At 35.8% G+C, this 18,977-nt stretch carries 13 protein-coding genes; 9 read left to right on the forward strand and 4 right to left on the reverse strand.

Going from position 1 to position 18,977, the window contains the following annotated elements:
* Positions 1-85: 85 nt before the first annotated feature.
* The 9 genes from ACNQGH_RS12980 to ACNQGH_RS13020 all read left to right on the forward strand — a co-directional run bounded on the left by ACNQGH_RS12980 (position 86) and on the right by ACNQGH_RS13020 (position 15,313).
* The gene (locus ACNQGH_RS12980; RefSeq protein WP_417956438.1) at positions 86-1,840 is read left to right on the forward strand and encodes a TonB-dependent receptor; all 1,755 of its coding nucleotides are present in this window, start codon (positions 86-88) and stop codon (positions 1,838-1,840) included.
* 164 nt (positions 1,841-2,004) lie between these two features.
* The gene (locus tag ACNQGH_RS12985; RefSeq protein WP_417956439.1) at positions 2,005-2,454 is read left to right on the forward strand and encodes a hypothetical protein; all 450 of its coding nucleotides are present in this window, start codon (positions 2,005-2,007) and stop codon (positions 2,452-2,454) included.
* Between the two features lie 239 nt (positions 2,455-2,693).
* Positions 2,694-4,370 carry an asparagine synthase B gene (asnB, locus tag ACNQGH_RS12990; protein WP_417956440.1) on the forward strand — a complete coding sequence of 559 codons (1,677 nt, stop codon included), beginning with the start codon at positions 2,694-2,696 and terminating at the stop codon, positions 4,368-4,370.
* A gap of 429 nt (positions 4,371-4,799) precedes the next feature.
* A complete protein-coding gene (gene asnB, locus ACNQGH_RS12995) occupies positions 4,800-6,416 on the forward strand; it encodes an asparagine synthase B (RefSeq protein ID WP_417956441.1) in 1,617 nt (538 codons plus the stop codon).
* Between the two features lie 178 nt (positions 6,417-6,594).
* Positions 6,595-8,538: a DNA topoisomerase (ATP-hydrolyzing) subunit B gene (gene gyrB, locus ACNQGH_RS13000; RefSeq protein WP_417956442.1), complete on the forward strand. Its 1,944-nt coding sequence runs from the start codon at positions 6,595-6,597 to the stop codon at positions 8,536-8,538.
* Between the two features lie 83 nt (positions 8,539-8,621).
* Positions 8,622-9,557: a malate dehydrogenase gene (gene mdh, locus ACNQGH_RS13005; protein WP_417956443.1), complete on the forward strand. Its 936-nt coding sequence runs from the start codon at positions 8,622-8,624 to the stop codon at positions 9,555-9,557.
* 223 nt (positions 9,558-9,780) lie between these two features.
* Positions 9,781-12,753 carry a protein translocase subunit SecDF gene (gene secDF / locus ACNQGH_RS13010; RefSeq protein WP_417956444.1) on the forward strand — a complete coding sequence of 991 codons (2,973 nt, stop codon included), beginning with the start codon at positions 9,781-9,783 and terminating at the stop codon, positions 12,751-12,753.
* A 145-nt stretch (positions 12,754-12,898) separates the two neighbouring features.
* Complete coding sequence (locus ACNQGH_RS13015; RefSeq protein ID WP_417956445.1) at positions 12,899-13,513, forward strand: acyloxyacyl hydrolase; 615 nt, start codon at positions 12,899-12,901, stop codon at positions 13,511-13,513.
* Between the two features lie 141 nt (positions 13,514-13,654).
* Positions 13,655-15,313, forward strand: a complete 1,659-nt coding sequence (locus ACNQGH_RS13020; protein ID WP_417956446.1) for a T9SS type B sorting domain-containing protein — start codon at positions 13,655-13,657, stop codon at positions 15,311-15,313.
* A 54-nt stretch (positions 15,314-15,367) separates the two neighbouring features.
* Here ACNQGH_RS13020 and lgt read toward each other — a convergent pair whose 3' ends face one another.
* The 4 genes from lgt to folE form a co-directional block, all read right to left on the reverse strand.
* Entirely contained in the window at positions 15,368-16,300 is a 933-nt protein-coding gene (lgt, locus tag ACNQGH_RS13025; RefSeq protein WP_417956447.1) for a prolipoprotein diacylglyceryl transferase, read from the reverse strand.
* Positions 16,301-16,363: 63 nt separating this feature from the next.
* Positions 16,364-16,612, reverse strand: a complete 249-nt coding sequence (gene yidD / locus ACNQGH_RS13030; RefSeq protein WP_417956448.1) for a membrane protein insertion efficiency factor YidD — start codon at positions 16,610-16,612, stop codon at positions 16,364-16,366.
* 72 nt (positions 16,613-16,684) lie between these two features.
* Positions 16,685-18,163: a cysteine--tRNA ligase gene (gene cysS, locus ACNQGH_RS13035; protein WP_417956449.1), complete on the reverse strand. Its 1,479-nt coding sequence runs from the start codon at positions 18,161-18,163 to the stop codon at positions 16,685-16,687.
* Between the two features lie 120 nt (positions 18,164-18,283).
* On the reverse strand, positions 18,284-18,955 hold the full coding sequence (gene folE, locus ACNQGH_RS13040) for a GTP cyclohydrolase I FolE (protein WP_417956450.1): 672 nt from the start codon (positions 18,953-18,955) through the stop codon (positions 18,284-18,286).
* Between the last annotated feature and the right edge of the window lie 22 nt (positions 18,956-18,977).

Consider the following 18,977-nt stretch of genomic DNA (forward strand, 5'->3'; position numbering starts at 1 on the left):
GAGAGGAGGAGTACTAAATTGAAAGCATAAAGGCGTTGGCTTTATTTTTGATTTTTTACTTTCTTTTTGAGAAAAAACAAAAAACATGAAAATCAATTTCCAAAATAAAATAATTACTAGTCTGTTGCTTATTGCGTTTCAGATTTCGTTTGCACAAAAGAAGGAACAAATCGGAACAGAAACGGTAAATGTTGTGAAACCTTATACGCCGACAATTTCAGACGCTTTCAAAGTAAAGGAAACGCCTGCTCTTGAAGAGGAAGGGAATACCAAAAAGGAAACGATTAAGTATACGATTTTCTCTTTTCCGGTAGCCTCGACTTTTACGCCGTCTAAAGGAAAGGCTGAAGGAGTAGAAAAAGAGAAACAGGAGCATTTATTTAAAAATTATGCAACTTTTGGTGTTGGGAATTACGGAACCTTGATCGGTGAGTTGTTTGTGAACGAAGATGTTAATGCTACCGATTATGCAGGAGGCATGTTTCGCCATCATTCCTCACAAGGCGGAATTAAAAATGTACTAATGGATGATCGATTTTATGACACAGCCCTTGATTTGATGTATGGGTCGAATCAAAAAGAGGTTTCGTGGAATCTGGATTTAGGGTATCAAAATCAAGTGTATAACTGGTACGGATTGCCTGCCGGTTTTGGGAGTGCTTTGACATCTAAGGATCGGGCAGATTTTATTGATGGAATAGATTCGCGACAAACCTACAACACCATATCCTTAGGAGGGAAAGTAGAATTTAATGAAAGTATTTTGAGTAAAACCAGCTTAAAATACAACCATTTTACGGATGCTTACGGATCTTCAGAGAATCGATTTTATGCTAAGCCAACCCTGCAGTTTGATATTATGGAAAGTGCAGTAAAAACAAATATAATTGTTGATTACGTGGGCGGAAGCTTCAGGAAAAATTATTCGGACACTAATGTACTGCCTGTAAAATATGGTTTTACCAATTTTGGGATTGCACCAAGTTTTGTGATGCAAAAAGACGACTGGACCCTTAATATCGGAGCTGGATTGTTTTATAGTCTGGATAATGAAAACAGCAGTAATAAGTTTTTTGTTTATCCACAAATCAATGCTTCCTACAAAGTGGTCGGTGATTTGATGATTTTCTACGCCGGAGCCGAAGGAAATCTGGAACAAAACTCATATCAGGATTTTGTAAGTAACAATCCGTTTCTGTCGCCGACATTAAACATTGGTCCAACGGATAAACAGTATGATATTTATGCAGGATTAAAAGGGAAATTGACCACTAATGTAAGTTATAATATTAAAGGGTCGTATGTGAATGAACGAAATAAAGCCTTGTTTAAAAGTAATGATTACAATGAAAACCAGACGAATCAGAATTATGCTTTTGGAAATTCCTTCCAAGTGGTTTATGACGACATGAGAACACTCAGTTTCTATGGAGAATTAAAAGCTGATTTTTCAGAAAATGTAAGTTTTGGAATCAACGGTACTTTTAATAGTTTTACGAATGATTTTCAAAGTGAAGCCTGGAATTTACCGACCGTAAAATTAAATTCAAGCATCGATTTTAATGTTACACCAAAATGGTTTGCTGGTGTAAATGTGTTTTATGTAGGGGAACGAAAAGATCAGCAATGGAATACCAGTTCGAATGTAGTTGATTTAAGTCCAATTACTTTGCCTTCTTATTTTGATGTAAATGCAAATGTCGGATTCAAATACAGCGACCGATTAACCACTTTTCTAAAAGCGAATAATATTACTAATAAAGCGTACGAAAAATGGTTGAATTATCCGGTTCAGGGTTTTCAAGTAATTTTAGGAGTGAACTATAAATTTGACTTTTAGTATTTTTTGCCACAAAGGCACTAAGGCACAACGTTTTTATTTGTTCTTTTGTGAGGAATTAAATTTCTATATTTCTTATTAATTTATGGCGAAAGTGTTTGTTGTTTTATTTAGATAACGGGCAGTATTGCTTTTTAACTCCGTGCCTTTGTGGTAAAATAATTATGACTTTCAAACAAAAAATACACAGCCATTATCTACAATTAGTTCAGGATCGAATCGATGTTTTTAAAGACATGATTGTTGCGCTTACGGAAGACTCGAAGAACGACGCCAAAGGTTCCGCTGGAGACAAACACGAGACCGCTTTGTCCATGATGCATATTGAGCAGGAGAAACTCAACACAAAACTTAGAGAAGTGTTAACTCAAAAAAAGGTTTTAGACAAAATCGATGCTGCCATGATTGCCGAAACAATTATTGTTGGCAGTCTGGTAAAAGCTAACGGAATTTATTTATACCTGAGTGTGGCTCTTCCGAAAATCAATGTGGAAGGTGTCAATGTTATCGCATTGTCACCCCAGTCGCCTTTGGGAAATAAATTAATGGGGAATACAATTGGGTTCGCCTTCGAAATTAATACCACAAAGTATCTGATAGAAGCCATTCTGTAAAACAGCATTGATTGCGCTTGTTTTAGATGCCGTAGGTTTTATAAAAGCAGTTTTGATAGGGGACAAATTACTATTTTCAACTTCAAAACTGTTTTCACCGTTTTTTAATTACAATTTAATTGTAAAATGTAATTTTTAGTTTAAATTTAAAACCAAAGTGGCTATTTGTGTTTTAGGAATGTAACTGTTATTGCATCTTTGCCTTATCAAATTAAAAAAACAAATTAAAAAATATAGTTATGTGCGGAATAGTATGCGCCTTTGATTTAAAACAAAAAGCTGAAGTTTTAAGACCACAAGTATTAGAAATGTCTAAAATTATCCGTCACCGTGGACCGGACTGGAGTGGGATTTTTAGTAATGAAAAAGCCATTTTATCTCATGAGCGTTTGGCAATTGTTGATCCGGCTTCGGGGAAACAGCCTTTATTTAGTGAAGATAAACAACTTGTTTTAGCTGCAAATGGCGAAATTTATAACCACAGAGAATTGCGTAAACAATTTGAAGGTAAATACAACTTTCAAACGGAAAGTGACTGTGAGGTTATTTTAGCACTTTACAAAGAAAAAGGACCTCATTTTATAGATGAAATGAACGGGATTTTTGGATTTGCCATTTATGATGTAGAAAAAGACGAGTATTTTGTTGCTCGTGACCATATGGGAATTATTCCATTATACATAGGCTGGGATCAACACGGTACTTTTTATGTGGCTTCGGAATTGAAGGCATTAGAAGGATATTGTACAAAAATCCAATTGTTTCCTCCAGGACATTATTTGACTAGTAAAGATGGAGAATTTGTACAATGGTATAAAAGAGAATGGACGGATTATGATGCTGTAAAAGATAACGTAACTAGTATTGCGGCTATTAAAGAAGCATTGGAAGCAGCTGTTCACAGACAATTGATGAGTGATGTGCCTTATGGAGTATTACTTTCAGGAGGTTTAGATTCTTCTATTACTTCGGCTGTAGCCAAGAAATATGCTCAAAAACGTATTGAATCAGGAGATGTTGCTGATGCCTGGTATCCACAATTGCACTCTTTTTCTGTAGGATTAGAAGGTTCACCAGATTTAGCTGCTGCCCGTATCGTAGCGGATCATATTGGTACGATTCACCATGAAATAAAATTCACTATCCAAGAAGGTTTAGATGCTGTTCGTGATGTGATTTACAACTTGGAAACCTATGATGTTACAACGATCAGAGCCTCGACACCAATGTGGTTAATGGCGAGAGTTATTAAATCAATGGGTATTAAAATGGTATTGTCTGGTGAGGGAGCTGATGAGTTGTTTGGAGGATACCTGTATTTTCACAAAGCACCAAATGCGAGAGAGTTTCATGAAGAGACTGTGCGTAAATTGAGTAAACTTCATATGTATGACTGTTTGCGTGCCAATAAAAGTTTAGCGGCATGGGGTATTGAGGGACGTGTTCCGTTTTTGGATAAAGAATTTATGGATGTGGCTATGAGAGTTAATCCACAAGATAAAATGATTAACAGCGAACACAAAATGGAGAAATGGGTGGTTCGTAAAGCATTTGAAGATATGTTGCCGGAAAGTGTTGCCTGGAGACAAAAAGAACAATTTAGTGATGGTGTTGGCTACAGTTGGATTGATACCTTAAAAGAAGTGGTCGCTGTAGAGGTTTCTGATGATCAATTGGCCAATGCTAAATATAAATTCCCTTTGCAAACGCCAACTTCTAAAGAAGAATATTATTATCGTTCGATTTTTAATGAGCATTTCCCAAGTGATGCTGCAGCTTTATGTGTTCCGCAAGAAGCAAGTGTGGCTTGTAGCACAAAGATTGCTTTAGAATGGGATGAAGCATTCAAAAATATGAATGATCCTTCAGGAAGAGCAGTGGCTAACGTTCATGAAGATTCTTATGTAAAAGGATAAACAGCATTAAATTTAAGATTTAATAAATAGATGAAACGTTCTCAATTTGAGAGCGTTTTTTTTTGTTTTGTTTTTATTTTTATATGTTGAGCAGGTGGCCTGTATGGGAAAATATAGAATTATAAAAAAAACAGATAAGTAGTTATTATCTAAAATAATAGGAATCATGAAAATTGTTGAGGGTAAAATCGCTAAAAGAAAGGTTTTTGATGCTTCTTTAAAAGGAGGAGGGTGATGGGCTTTCTGTTTAAAGTGCTTATTTACAATTTATAACGTAATAGTTTAGTTTTTTAACTTGTAAATTACATTTTATGCGTAAATTAGTTATTTTGATTTTAATTTTAAATTAAATTAAGGCTTTGTGTTTTATATTTGTAACTATTAATGCATCTTTGAGTTACCAAAATAAGCGAAAATAAAATTATAGTTATGTGCGGAATATTAGCCATTATCGGAAAAGGAAAAGATGAAAAGCTGGCAAGGGAGCTTTCTAAAAGAATGGGACACCGTGGTCCCGATGAAAGTGATTTGCATATAACGGAAAACGGATCTATTTTAAGTCATGAGCGTTTGTCTATTGTCGACTTGCATTCTGGAAAGCAACCGATACAAGGCACAAAAACGGCCTATATGATTCATAATGGCGAAATATATAATCATCAGGCTTTAAGAGATGGTGTTTTGAAAGACCATACTTTTAGAACTAAATCAGATTCAGAGGTTATTGTTCATTTGTATGAAGAATTTGGATGTGATTTTTGTAATATGCTTGATGGTGACTGGGCATTTGTTATCGTTGACGGCAATCATTTTATTGCGGGCAGAGACCCTATGGGGGTAAAACCGCTCTATTATGGTTTAGATGAGAGAGGAAGAATTTATTTTTCATCAGAAATGAAGCCTATTGCCGATCAGTGTAAAACATTTTCCACTTTTCCTCCGGGACACTATTATACTCAGAAAACTGGTTTTGTAAAATACTACCACCCAAAATATGAAGATTATTCGAAAGCAGATCAGGATCTGGATTTAGATTTGATCAGAACAACTTTGACTGAGGCGACTCGCAAGCGTCTGATGAGTGATGTGCCAATTGGTGTATTGCTTTCAGGAGGATTGGATTCTTCTTTGACTTCGGCAATCGCTTCCAGATTATTAGCTGAAAGCGGTAAGAAATTACATTCTTTTTCTATTGGGTTGGATGCCGATGCGCCAGATGCTGCGGCAGCGCGAAAAGTGGCGAAGTATTTAGGTACGGAACATCATGAAATTCACTTTACAATTGAAGAAGGGATAAAAATATTGGATAAATTGATTTGGCATCTTGAAACCTATGATGTGACTTCGATAAGAGCGAGTACACCAATGTATTTCTTATCGAAAGCAATTGCTGGTATGGGGATAAAAGTAGTGCTTTCAGGAGAAGGGGCTGATGAGATTTTTGGAGGATATTTGTATTTTAGAAATGCGCCGTCAACAGAAGATTTTCAAAAAGAAACAATTGAAAGAGTTCAGAAATTATTTACTGCCGATTTATTAAGAGCCGATAAATCAACAATGGCTCATGGATTAGAGGCCAGGGTTCCGTTTTTAGACAAAGCTTTTCTTGATATGGCAGTTCGTATCAAAGCAGAAGAAAAAATGCCTAAAACATACGAAGGTAAAGAGAAATATATTTTAAGAAAAGCATTCGATACGCCAGACAATCCCTATCTTCCAGCGGAGGTTTTATGGAGACAAAAAGAACAATTTTCTGATGGAGTGGGGTATAACTGGATTGACGAATTGATTGCGTATTGCTCTTCGCAGGTGACTGACCAGCAATTGGCTGGAGCTGCAACGGAATTCCCTTACAATGCGCCAACTACAAAAGAAGCCTATTTTTACAGATCAATATTTAATAAATATTATCCGCAGCTTAGTGCAGCGCAAACTGTTAGGAAATGGATTCCAAAATGGCAAGAAAACCAAGATCCGAGCGGAAGAGCCAATGCTGCTCATGTTCAGTCTGATACTGAACTTGCAAAAACAGGAATTACCATATAGAAATAGTAGATTTAGCTTAATAAGAACGCTCTCTGTTCAGAGGGTGTTTTTTTATGTTAAAAACTCAACATAATGTTAATAACTTAACTGCTTAAAAAGTGATTTTAACGGTAATATAATTTGCGTTTTTATATATTTGCGTGTTAGACAAAAATTACATTTTTTTAGAATAAAATATATGAGCGAAGAAATCAAGAAGGACAATTATTCAGCAGATAGTATTCAAGCATTAGAGGGAATGGAGCACGTAAGGATGCGTCCGTCGATGTATATTGGAGATGTGGGTGTTCGAGGACTGCATCATTTAGTTTATGAAGTGGTAGATAACTCTATCGATGAGGCAATGGGAGGCTATTGTGATACGATAAGAGTTGATATAAATGAAGATGGATCTGTTTCTGTTGAAGATAACGGACGTGGTATTCCGGTAGGTATTCATAAAAAAGAAGGAGTTTCGGCGCTTGAGGTTGTAATGACTAAAATTGGTGCCGGAGGAAAATTTGATAAAGATTCCTATAAAGTCTCCGGAGGACTTCACGGTGTGGGGGTTTCGGTGGTAAATGCATTGTCAAACCATTTGAGAGCCACAGTACACAGTAGTGATGGGAAAATATACGAACAGGAATATGAAAAAGGAAAAGCATTATATCCTGTTAAACAAATTGGAGTAACTACAAAAAGAGGTACTATAGTAACTTTTTATCCTGACCCTTCTATTTTTACACAAACCATTGAGTTTTCTTATGATACTTTGTCCGCTCGTATGCGTGAATTGTCCTACTTGAATAAGGGGATTACAATCACATTTACAGATAAAAGAGAAAAAGATAAAGACGGAAATTTTGTATCGGAAGTATTTCATTCTGATGAAGGTTTGAAAGAATACATCCGTTATTTAGATGGGAATCGTGAGCCAATCATCGCACACGTAATTTCGATGGATCATGAAAAGGGAGAAATTCCGGTTGAAGTGGCATTGATTTATAACACCAGTTATACGGAAAATATTTTTTCTTATGTGAATAATATCAATACACATGAAGGAGGAACGCACTTGCAGGGTTTTAGAACCGGTCTTACCAGATCGTTAAAGAAATATGCAGATGCTTCGGGCATGTTGGATAAACTGAAATTTGATATTTCAGGAGATGATTTCCGTGAAGGATTGACAGCTATTATTTCGGTAAAAGTTGCGGAACCACAATTTGAAGGTCAAACCAAAACTAAACTGGGGAACAGAGAAGTTGTTTCTCCGGTAAGCCAGGCGGTGAGTGAAATGATTGAAAATTATTTGGAAGAAAATCCAAATGATGCGCGTATCATTGTTCAAAAAGTGATTCTTGCCGCACAAGCGCGTCACGCAGCTAAAAAAGCGCGTGAAATGGTACAGCGCAAAACCGTAATGGGTGGCGGCGGATTGCCAGGGAAACTTTCTGATTGTTCGGAACAGGATCCTGCAAAATGTGAAGTATATCTTGTCGAGGGAGATTCGGCGGGTGGAACTGCAAAACAAGGTCGTGATCGTGCGTTTCAGGCTATTTTGCCATTGCGTGGTAAGATTTTGAATGTGGAGAAAGCAATGCATCATAAAGTTTTTGAAAACGAAGAGATTCGAAATATTTTTACTGCTCTTGGTGTTACCATTGGAACTGCCGAAGATAGTAAAGCATTGAATATTGAAAAATTACGTTACCATAAAGTAATTATTATGTGTGATGCCGATGTCGATGGTAGTCATATTTCTACTTTAATTTTGACATTCTTCTTTAGATTTATGAAAGAATTAATCGAGGAAGGTCATGTGTACATTGCAGCACCCCCTTTATATTTAGTTAAAAAAGGAAATAAAAAAGAATACGCTTGGAATGACGTTCAACGCGATCAGGCGAATGAAAGAATGGGTGGAAGTGCAGGAATTCAACGTTATAAAGGTCTTGGAGAGATGAACGCGGAGCAATTATGGGAAACTACAATGGATCCGGGATTTAGAACTTTACGCCAGGTAACTATTGACAGTTTGGCGGAAGCCGACAGAGTGTTCTCCATGTTAATGGGTGACGAAGTGCCGCCACGTAGAGAATTTATTGAGAAGAATGCAGTTTATGCCAATATTGACGCATAAACCCGCTTTGATCGTTGTTTTCGAATAAAGGAATGCTTGCTGAGATTGACCAAATTAAAAAATAACCGAATAAACTTTAAAATATGAAAGTTACCATTGTAGGAGCAGGAAATGTAGGTGCAACCTGTGCAGATGTAATTTCTTATAGAGGAATTGCTAGCGAAGTAGTGTTATTGGATATTAGAGAAGGTTTTGCGGAAGGTAAAGCTTTGGATATTATGCAATGCGCTACAAATACTGGTTTTAATACCAAAGTGTCAGGTGTTACTAACGATTATTCTAAAACAGCAGGAAGCGATGTAGTGGTAATTACGTCCGGAATTCCAAGAAAACCAGGGATGACTCGTGAAGAACTAATCGGTATCAATGCAGGAATTGTGAAAACAGTTGCTGAAAATGTATTGAAACATTCACCAGATACTATTATAGTGGTAGTTTCTAATCCAATGGATACAATGACTTATTTGGCTTTGAAATCTACAGGATTACCAAAAAACAGAATTATAGGTATGGGTGGAGCATTGGATAGTTCTCGTTTTAGAACGTATTTATCTTTGGCTTTAGATAAACCTGCTAATGATATTTCGGCAATGGTTATAGGAGGACATGGTGATACGACTATGATTCCTTTAACACGTCTGGCTTCTTATAATGGAATTCCGGTAACTGAATTTCTTTCGGAAGAGGTATTGCAAAAAGTGGCTGCTGATACCATGGTAGGCGGAGCTACACTTACAGGGCTTTTAGGAACTTCCGCTTGGTATGCTCCGGGAGCTTCGGTTGCTTATTTGGTTGATAGTATTTTGAATGATCAAAAGAAAATGATTGCTTGTTCTGTTTTTGTTGAAGGGGAATATGGTCAAAATGATATCTGTATAGGTGTACCTTGTATTATTGGTAAAAATGGGGTGGAAGAGATTCTTGACATTAAACTAAATGAGCAGGAAAAAGCCTTATTTGCCAAAAGTGCGGATGCAGTTAGACAGATGAATGATGCCTTAAAAGAAATTCTGGTATAATATTTTAATTATAAAAAAGAGAAGACTGCACTTTTGCAGTCTTTTTTTGAGATTAATCAATAAATAAATTGGTTAATCTTAGCGTTAATTATATATTTGCTCGGTTTAAAAAAATGATGTAATTCCTGATATTCTTTTTTGGATTCAAAAATTGATGGCAGGGCTTATTCTATAAGGTTTAAAGCAAAATAAATAAATAAAAAATAATTAATTTTTAGTAATAATGCAGAATAAAGGACTTATTAAATTTTTCGCAATTCTATTTGCATTGGTAAGTATTTACCAACTTTCTTTCACTTTTGTCGCAAGCAAAGTAAAAAACGATGCAAAATCTTTTGCTGGTGGGAATCCTGAGAAAGAAGTTAAATACTTAGATTCTATCGGTAAAGAAAAAGTATTTAATCTTGGATTTACTGATTTTACTTTTAATGAAGTAAGTGATAAGCAAATTAATAAAGGTCTTGACTTAGAAGGAGGTATTAATGTAATACTTCAAATCTCTGTTAAAGATATATTGAAAGGATTATCTAATAATTCTAAAAATCCGGTTTTCAATAAATCTTTGGCTGATGCTACTGCAGATTTACAAGGAAATAAACCCTATTTGGATAAATTTTTTGATGCTTTTGAAGCAAATTCAAAAGGGACTGTAAAGTTAGCTTCTCCTGATATTTTTGCAAACAGAAGTTTACAAGGTGAGGGTGGAGTAGATTTTCAGATGACCGATGCACAAGTTCAAAAAGTAATCAAAAGGAAAGTTGATGAATCTGTAGAAAGTGCTTTCGGTGTATTAAGAAAACGTATCGATAAATTTGGTGTAACACAACCGAATATTCAAAAAATGGGAGAATCCGGAAGAATCCTTGTGGAACTTCCTGGTGCTAAAGATGTAGACAGGATTAAAAAATTATTACAAAGTACTGCTCAGTTAGAGTTCTGGGAAACGTATAAAATTGAAGAAATCGGTAACTTTTTAATGGCAGCAAATGAGTCATTGAAAAAAACTGAAATAAATAAAGTTGCTGTTAAAACTGTTGCAAAAGATTCTTTGAGCGCGTTGTTAACTGACGGAAAAGATTCAGCAGCTACAAGTAAAGGAAATAATCCTTTATTGGATAAAATTATTGGACAGGGTGGTGGACCGGTTTTAGGTCTTTTCTCTCCAAAAGATACTGCCATTGTTAACGGATATTTAAAAAGAGCGGATATTAGAGTTTTATTGGCAGGAGACCAGCGTTATGCAAAATTTGTATGGGGTAAACCAACTACAATTAAAGATGCTAAAGCAAAAGACATTGAGGCGGTTGAATTGTATGCTTTAAAAGGGAATAGAGACAATGTGCCTTCAATGGGTGGTGGTGTTGTGACTGATGCAAAAGATACTTTTGATCAATTAGGAAAACCGGCTGTTTCTATGCAAATGAATAACCAGGGAGCTAAAGCTTGGGAAGAATTAACTGGTAGAGCGTATACACAAAAAAGCAATATTGCTATTGTTCTTGATGATATTGTATATTCTGCTCCGGGTGTTTCCAGTGGTCCAATTTCTGGAGGTAGATCTGAAATTTCAGGAACTTTTGATGTTACGGAAACTAAAGATTTAGCAAATGTTTTAAGAGCAGGTAAATTACCAGCTGCTGCAGATATTGTTCAATCAGAAGTAGTAGGACCATCCTTAGGTCAGGAAGCGATCGATAATGGAACAACTTCTGCCCTTGTAGGATTACTTTTAGTATCCCTTTGGATGATCGTTTATTATGGTAAAGCAGGTTGGTATGCTAATATTGCATTGGCCGTTAACTTACTGTTCTTATTCGGAATTTTAGCAAGTTTAGGTGCGGTATTGACCTTGCCTGGTATTGCCGGTATCGTTTTAACGATGGGTACGGCTGTTGATGCGAATATCATTATTTATGAAAGAGCAAAAGAAGAGTTGCGTGCTGGAAAAACATTGGGTGAAGCAGTAATTGCTTCCTATAGTTGGAAAGGTGCCATGCGTTCTATTGTAGATGCGAACGTTACACATATTTTAATTGGTACCGTATTGTTTATTTTTGGTTCAGGGCCAATCAAAGGTTTTGCTACAACATTACTTATCGGTATTATTACCTCTTTGTTTACTTCTATATTTATCGCAAGAATTTTTATAGACAGAAATATTGCTAGTAAAAGTGACTTGTCGTTTGTTACGAATTTCTCTAAAAACTTCTTTACTAACTTTCATTTCGATTTCTTAGGAGTTAAAAAATGGACGTATTTGTTCTCAAGTATTGTGGTGGTGGTTAGTTTTGTTTCCTTATTTACAAATGGTCTGGATCAGGGTGTGGATTTCGTTGGAGGCAGAACTTTTCAGGTGCGTTTCGAAAAACCAGTTAGTGCGGAAGTAGTAAAATCTGAATTGTCGAAAGTATTTGAAGGAAGTGCTGAGGTGAAAATATTTGGTAATGACAATCAATTAAAAATTACTACCAAGTATAAAGTACAAGAGCACGGAACTCAGGCAGATGAAGAAGTGAATAAGTTATTGTATGATAATCTGAAAAAGCATTTCTCTACTGGTTTAACGTATGATAAATTTGTAAATGCATATGAAGGTAAAAAATTTGGTGTTGTACAAGCTTCAAAGGTTGGACCAACTGTGGCTGAAGATATTAAAACGAATGCGTATTGGGCCGTTCTTGGAGCGATGCTAATTGTATTTTTATATTTGTTTATCAGTTTTAGAAAATGGCAATATGGTTTAGGAGCGATTGCTGCTGTGGCGCATGATGTTGTTTTCGTATTGGGAATTTACTCTTTGTGTTATAAATTTATGCCTTTTGGTATGGAAATCGACCAACATTTTATTGCTGCGATTCTTACCGTTATTGGGTACTCTATGAATGATACTGTTATTGTATTTGACAGGGTCCGTGAATTCTTAGACGGAAAAACTAAAGGTAACTTTGGAGAAATTGTAAATAAATCAATTAATTCAACAATGTCCAGAACAATCAATACTTCATTGACAATGATTGGGGTATTATTAATTATGTTTGTTTTTGGTGGAGAGTCCATAAGAGGATTTATCTTTGCCATGTTAGTGGGTATTATTGTCGGAACGTATTCATCGCTGTTTATCGCGACACCAGTATTGGTAGATACGATTTCAAGAGAAGACAAAAAATTAATCGAAAAACAACACTCAGAAGTATAAGATTTATTCTATTATATTTAAAAAAAGATTCAACGAAAGTTGGATCTTTTTTTTTTGGACAAAATTGGAGGACTAGTTTCAAATGACTAATTTTATATCAGCAGTTGAAAAATCGCATACCGACTAAAAAATAAAATATCTTTTTATGGATAAGAGAGCCATTTTTATTTTGATTATTATTTTTAGTTGTAACCTCTTTTATGCTCAAAATGTAAATTATAAAACGAGCCTTGGTTTTCATTATGGATTTGGACATGAAATAAAAAAAGGGGATTTCTCTCATACCAATAGCTGTTATAAACTGGAGTTGTATTATACTTTAAAGACAGCCAGGCATTTCAATTACGAACTAGTACTCCAACCGGAATTCAATGATGGAACGCATCAACTTTTGAATGTTTATTTTATTGAGACAAATGATCCCGATTATATAGAAAAACGACAAAAGTTTTCTAATTTGAGAAATATAAAAGAATACGTTTTGAATTTAGGTTTTATTATAAGAAAGCCTATTTCAAAAACATTCAGTGTGTACCTGTTGGGAAGTGTCGGGCCTATGATTATTGATAATGAAATGGAAAGGCTATCGAAAGGTTTTGCTTTTTCAGATGTTTTTGCTTTGGGATTTTCTTCAAAGATAGGCCAATTAACATTTGACGTGCGACCCAATATTCGTCATGTTTCTAATGGAGGACTTCAAAGTCCAAATCTTGGTTTTACTACTTTTAATATGGAATTTGGTTTTTCATTTTCCATTTAGATCCTGTTTTTAAAAACCGAAGTATTTGTGGATCGATATTATATTAAAGTTTGTATTATCAAAGTGTCAAATTTTATATATTTACTAAACATTTGTTAAATCAAATTACTGTACCTTAGATCAAATGAAAACCTGAGAATAATGGAAAAATTAGTCAAATCTTTCGTCTTTATTTTTTTGATTACTAATTTCTTTGATGCAACTATTTATGCTAAAAAGAGGGACAGTTCTGCTGACAGGAAAAATGTCGGAATTGATATGGCTTATTTGGTTTCTTCGTTGGAAAGTGTTTTTATTTATAATGATGCTTTAAAAAACGGGACCCTAATTACTATTGATCCTAATAGCGTTGCCGCTCCTCCCACGGTTACTACACCGGTTTATTATTGTCAAAATAGTGCGGCAGTACCATTAACAGCAACGCCTTCGCTAGGGGCAACTTTAAATTGGTATGGAACTAATGCAGTTGGTGGAACCGCATCATCAACAGCTCCGACTCCTTCAACAGCTGTAGTAGGAACTACATCGTATTATGTTAGCGAAACAGCAGCAGGTGTTCAAAGTACCCGTTCTAAAATTGATGTTATTGTAGTGGCTGATAATGGTGCCACCATTTTGGGTTTTACCTGCGATCCCTCGCAAATATTAGCTGCAGATAAAGCTTCTTCAGTATTTTTTGATTGGGGAAACAATTCTCTGATTTCTAATTCTTATAATTACACCTATACGATTCAGGGCGGCTCTCCGGTTACAGGAACAACAAATGTTTCCCATGTTCAGGTATTTGGGATGTTGCCGGGACAATCTGCCACATTAACATTAACATCGGCGACACATCCCTGTGTGCCTTCAAAAACGTTAACCTGCAGCGTTCCTTGTGGTGCTTCAACTGTAACACCGGCATTTGGTCCAATTCCAACATTTTATTGCATCAATCAAATGCCGCCAATTTTGCCTGCAACATCTACAAATAGTCCTGCAATAACAGGTGTATGGAATCCGGCAGCAATAAATACAACAACTGTGGGTACGACTAATTATATTTTCACTCCTGACCCTGTATTATTTCCTTGTGCATTGACTAAAACGTTAAGTGTGACAGTAGGACCTGTATCCCCTGATTTTAGCGATTTTTCAATCTGCTCTGGCGCACCGGCACCTAATTTGAATTCCACGTCACCAAACGGTATTACAGGGGTTTGGTCTCCGTCAACAATTGATAATACTACTAGTGGCGCTTATGTTTTTACTCCAAATCCGGGTCAATCCTGTACAGCAACTGTTAAAACTATCAATGTCACTGTAATTCCATCAAATACAATTGTAAATTTGGATTGGACCGTAACAGCCGCATTTTCGAAAAATCAGATAGTCACAGTCGCAGATCCCGTGGGAGTGAATTATTTGTATCAATTGGATGACGGCCCGTTTCAGGAAAGTCCAATTTTTGAAAAGGTTTCTTTAGGAACACATGCTATTACAGTAAGAGATGTAAATGGTTGTAGCGAATTAACAAATGACACTGTCTTAGTCATTGATTATCCCAGATTTTTTACACCGAACAATGATAGCTATAATGATACCTGGAATATTTTTAGTTTACGAGATCAGGCCAGTTCTAAAATTCTGATATTTGATCGGTACGGTAAACTTTTGAAAGAAATTAGACCGAGTGGCTTAGGCTGGGATGGAACCTATATCGGACAGCCCATGCCAGCAAATGATTATTGGTTTACCGTGGAATACATCGAACAGGATGTTCTTAGAAAATTTAAATCGCATTTTTCATTAAAAAGATAAAATAAAAAAGCTTCCAATGAAGCTTTTTTATTTTAATGCTATGTGATAAAATCTTTAATGTGCCACTTTAACAGGCTTTTCGGCTGTAAAAACGAAATACAATCCTATTAGGATAAAAGGAATGCTTAGCCATTGTCCTGTAGAAAGTAAACCCAATTGATTTTCAAAGCCACCCTGACTTTCTTTTACAGATTCCACCACAATACGCACTGAAAATAGCAGCACTAAAAACAGGCCAAATAAGTAGCCGGATTTTAGCCTTGCTTCTGTTTTCCAATACATGAAAAATAATATGGCAAATACAAAAATATAACAAAATGCTTCATATAGTTGTGTAGGATGTTTAGCAGGAACCTGTTCTAATAATGCCGCAAATTTTGGATCAGTTGCAATAGCATGGTAAGCCGCTTTTGGATCCGGTATCTGAGTGGCGTTAACGGCGTCTGCGGGACTAAATTTATCACGCAGAAAACGGATTCCAAATACTGATGTAGTTTCTTTACCTACGATTTCCGAATTGAAAAAATTTCCCAGTCTTACAAAAATAGCACCACTTGCAACCGGAATGACAACTCTGTCTAAAATCCATAATTGCGGTCTTTTTAATACATTTTTACTATAAAAATACATGGCAATTATAATCGATATGGCAGCTCCATGACTCGCTAGGCCCTGGAAACCTGTAAATTCAAATTTAGGCGAGAATCGAAAGGGTAAGAATATTTCCAGTAAGTGATTGCGAAAATATTCCCAATCATAAAATAAAACATGACCTAATCGGGCTCCAATCAATGTGGCAAGGACCGTCCATATAAAGAGAGAATCTAATTTCTCTATCGATTCGCCTTCACGTTCAAAAATATTTTTCATAATGTACCAGCCCAGTCCAAAAGCGATTACAAACATTAGGCTGTAGTAGCGTATTACAAAAAAGCCCAAATCAATCCCTTCCGATGGATTCCAAACTATGTTCAAAGCGTGTGTCATTTAATATCGTTTTTATGAATGGTAAAAATATATATTTAAAGTAAAAATAGTACTTATATAAAGTTAATGTTTGTGATTGCATTTTTTTTTCGGCACAGGATCGTAACCGCTTCTTCCCCAGGGATGACATCTTAAAATTCTTTTCATTCCTAAGAAACCGCCATAAAATAATCCGTGTGTCTGTAGCGCGATGATCATATAAGAAGAACAGGTAGGTTCAAATCTGCAGGCAGAGGGAGTGAAGGGGGATACTGCGGTTTGATAAAACCGAACAAGAATTACAAATGGAAAAATTAAGATTCTTGATAGCATGATTTTGGTATTCGGATTTAAAACCTCAATATTCAACATTCCATTTTTTAATCTGTCCTCTGAAATCGGTGTCTAAATACTAAAAGTGGTACCTTCTTTTCCGTCTTTCAATTGAATGCCTAAAGCGATCAACTGATCCCGAATCTGATCAGACAATGCGAAATTTTTATTGTCCCTGGCTTGTTTTCGCATTTCAATCAACAGATTTACTGTCCCTTCTAATTTACCATTATTACTGTCGGAAACTTTCTCATCTTCCAATCCCAGAACATCAAATACAAAAGCATTAATGGCACCAGTAAATGTTTTTAAGTCTTCAGCAGTTAGCGTTTCTTTTTCTTCTTTTAACAGATTGATAAAACGAACGCCTTCAAATAATTGTGCAATTAGAATGGGTGTATTAAAATCATCACTCATAGCATCATAACAGGATTGTTTCCAAGCGGCAATATCGATTGTGGAGTTTGCACTGGCGTTTAAATCTTTTGCAGCATCTAAAGACTCCATTAATCTCTTATATCCTTTTTCAGCTGCTACAATAGCGTCATCTGAGAAATCAAGAATGCTTCTGTAGTGTGCTTGAAGCATAAAGAAACGAGCTACTGATGCCGAAAAAGCTTTGCTTAAAATAGTGTTTTCTCCAGTCAATATTTCTCTGGGTAAAATATTATTCCCGGTAGATTTAGCCATTTTTTTGCCGTTTAATGTCAGCATATTGGCATGCATCCAATAATTAACTGGAGTTTGCCCGGTACACGCTTCATTTTGAGCAATTTCACATTCATGATGCGGAAATTTTAAATCCATTCCACCTCCGTGAATATCAAAATGATTGCCTAAATATTTGGTGCTCATTGCGGTACATTCAAGATGCCATCCGGGGAAACCATCGCTCCAAGGCGAAGGCCAACGCATAATATGCTGTGGTTCGGCTTTTTTCCAAAGGGCAAAGTCCTGTGGATTTCTTTTGTCGCTTTGTCCGTCAAGATCTCTTGTGTTCGCAAGCATGTCTTCAATATTGCGACCGCTTAATCGGCCATAGTGGTTGGTTTCATTGAATTTTACTACATCAAAATAAACAGATCCATTGGCTTCATAGCCAATTCCTTTGGCAATAATAGTCTTGATAATTTCAATCTGCTCAATAATATGTCCCGTTGCCGTTGGTTCAATACTCGGTGGCAAAAAGTTAAAGGCATTCAAAATATCGTGAAAATCGACTGTATAACGCTGGACCACTTCCATAGGTTCCAGTTGCTCTATGCGTGCTTTTTTTGCAATTTTATCCTCACCCTCATCCACATCATCAACAATATGACCTACATCAGTAATATTGCGAACGTAACGTACTTTGTAGCCCAAATGCAAAAAATACCTGAAAATCACGTCAAAGGACATGAATGTCCTCACATTGCCAAGATGTACATTGCTGTAAACCGTTGGTCCACAAACATACATTCCAACATTGCCTTCATGAATAGGTATAAATGTTTCTTTTTCTCCCGAAAGAGAATTGTATATTTTTAGAGTTTGACTTTTATATAATGGCATTTGTATTTTTTTTGGAGCTTACTTCCGCTGTACGTTATATCTTTTTCTGACTAAGAGCCAAAAAGATGCTGTTTTAATCAGGGTCAGGGCTTTGTCGGTTAAATAGAAGGTATTTGTATTTTAGAACTTTGTCTCTAATTTAATATAATCCAAAAATTCTCTACGCGTTTGATCTGTTTTGAATTTACCTCCAAATTCAGAGGTAACCGTGCTACTTTCAATATCACTGATCCCTCTTGAATTGACACAAAGGTGTTTGGCGTCAATTACACAAGCCACATCTTCAGTGCCTAATGCCATTTGCAATTCCTGAACAATTTGCATCGTTAAACGTTCTTGTACCTGAGGTCTTTTGGCATAATATTCAACAATTCTATTCATTTTAGAAAGACCAATTACAGTTCCATTGGAAATATAAGCCACATGAGCTCTTCCTATAATCGGCAATAAATGATGTTCACAAGTGGAATAAACAATAATGTTTTTTTCAACTAACATTTCGCCGTATTTGTAATTATTGTCGAAAGTAGAAGCTTTTGGCTTTTTTGCAGGGTTCAGACCTCCAAAAATTTCTTTTACAAACATTTTTGCAACACGATTGGGCGTGCCTTTTAAACTATCATCCGTCAAATCCATTCCAAGTGTAATTAGGATATTTTCAACGTCTTTTTTAATTTTTTCTATTTTTTCTTCATCTGAAATAGCAAATGCATCTTCTCGTAATGGATTTGTTGCACTGGTACAAACATGATTGTTTCCTATCTCGTCTTGAAATTCTTCGTTATTTATCATCAAAAAGGTACTATTATATTGG

The sequence above is a fragment of the Flavobacterium kochi genome (assembly GCF_048286715.1).
Lineage (GTDB): Bacteria > Bacteroidota > Bacteroidia > Flavobacteriales > Flavobacteriaceae > Flavobacterium.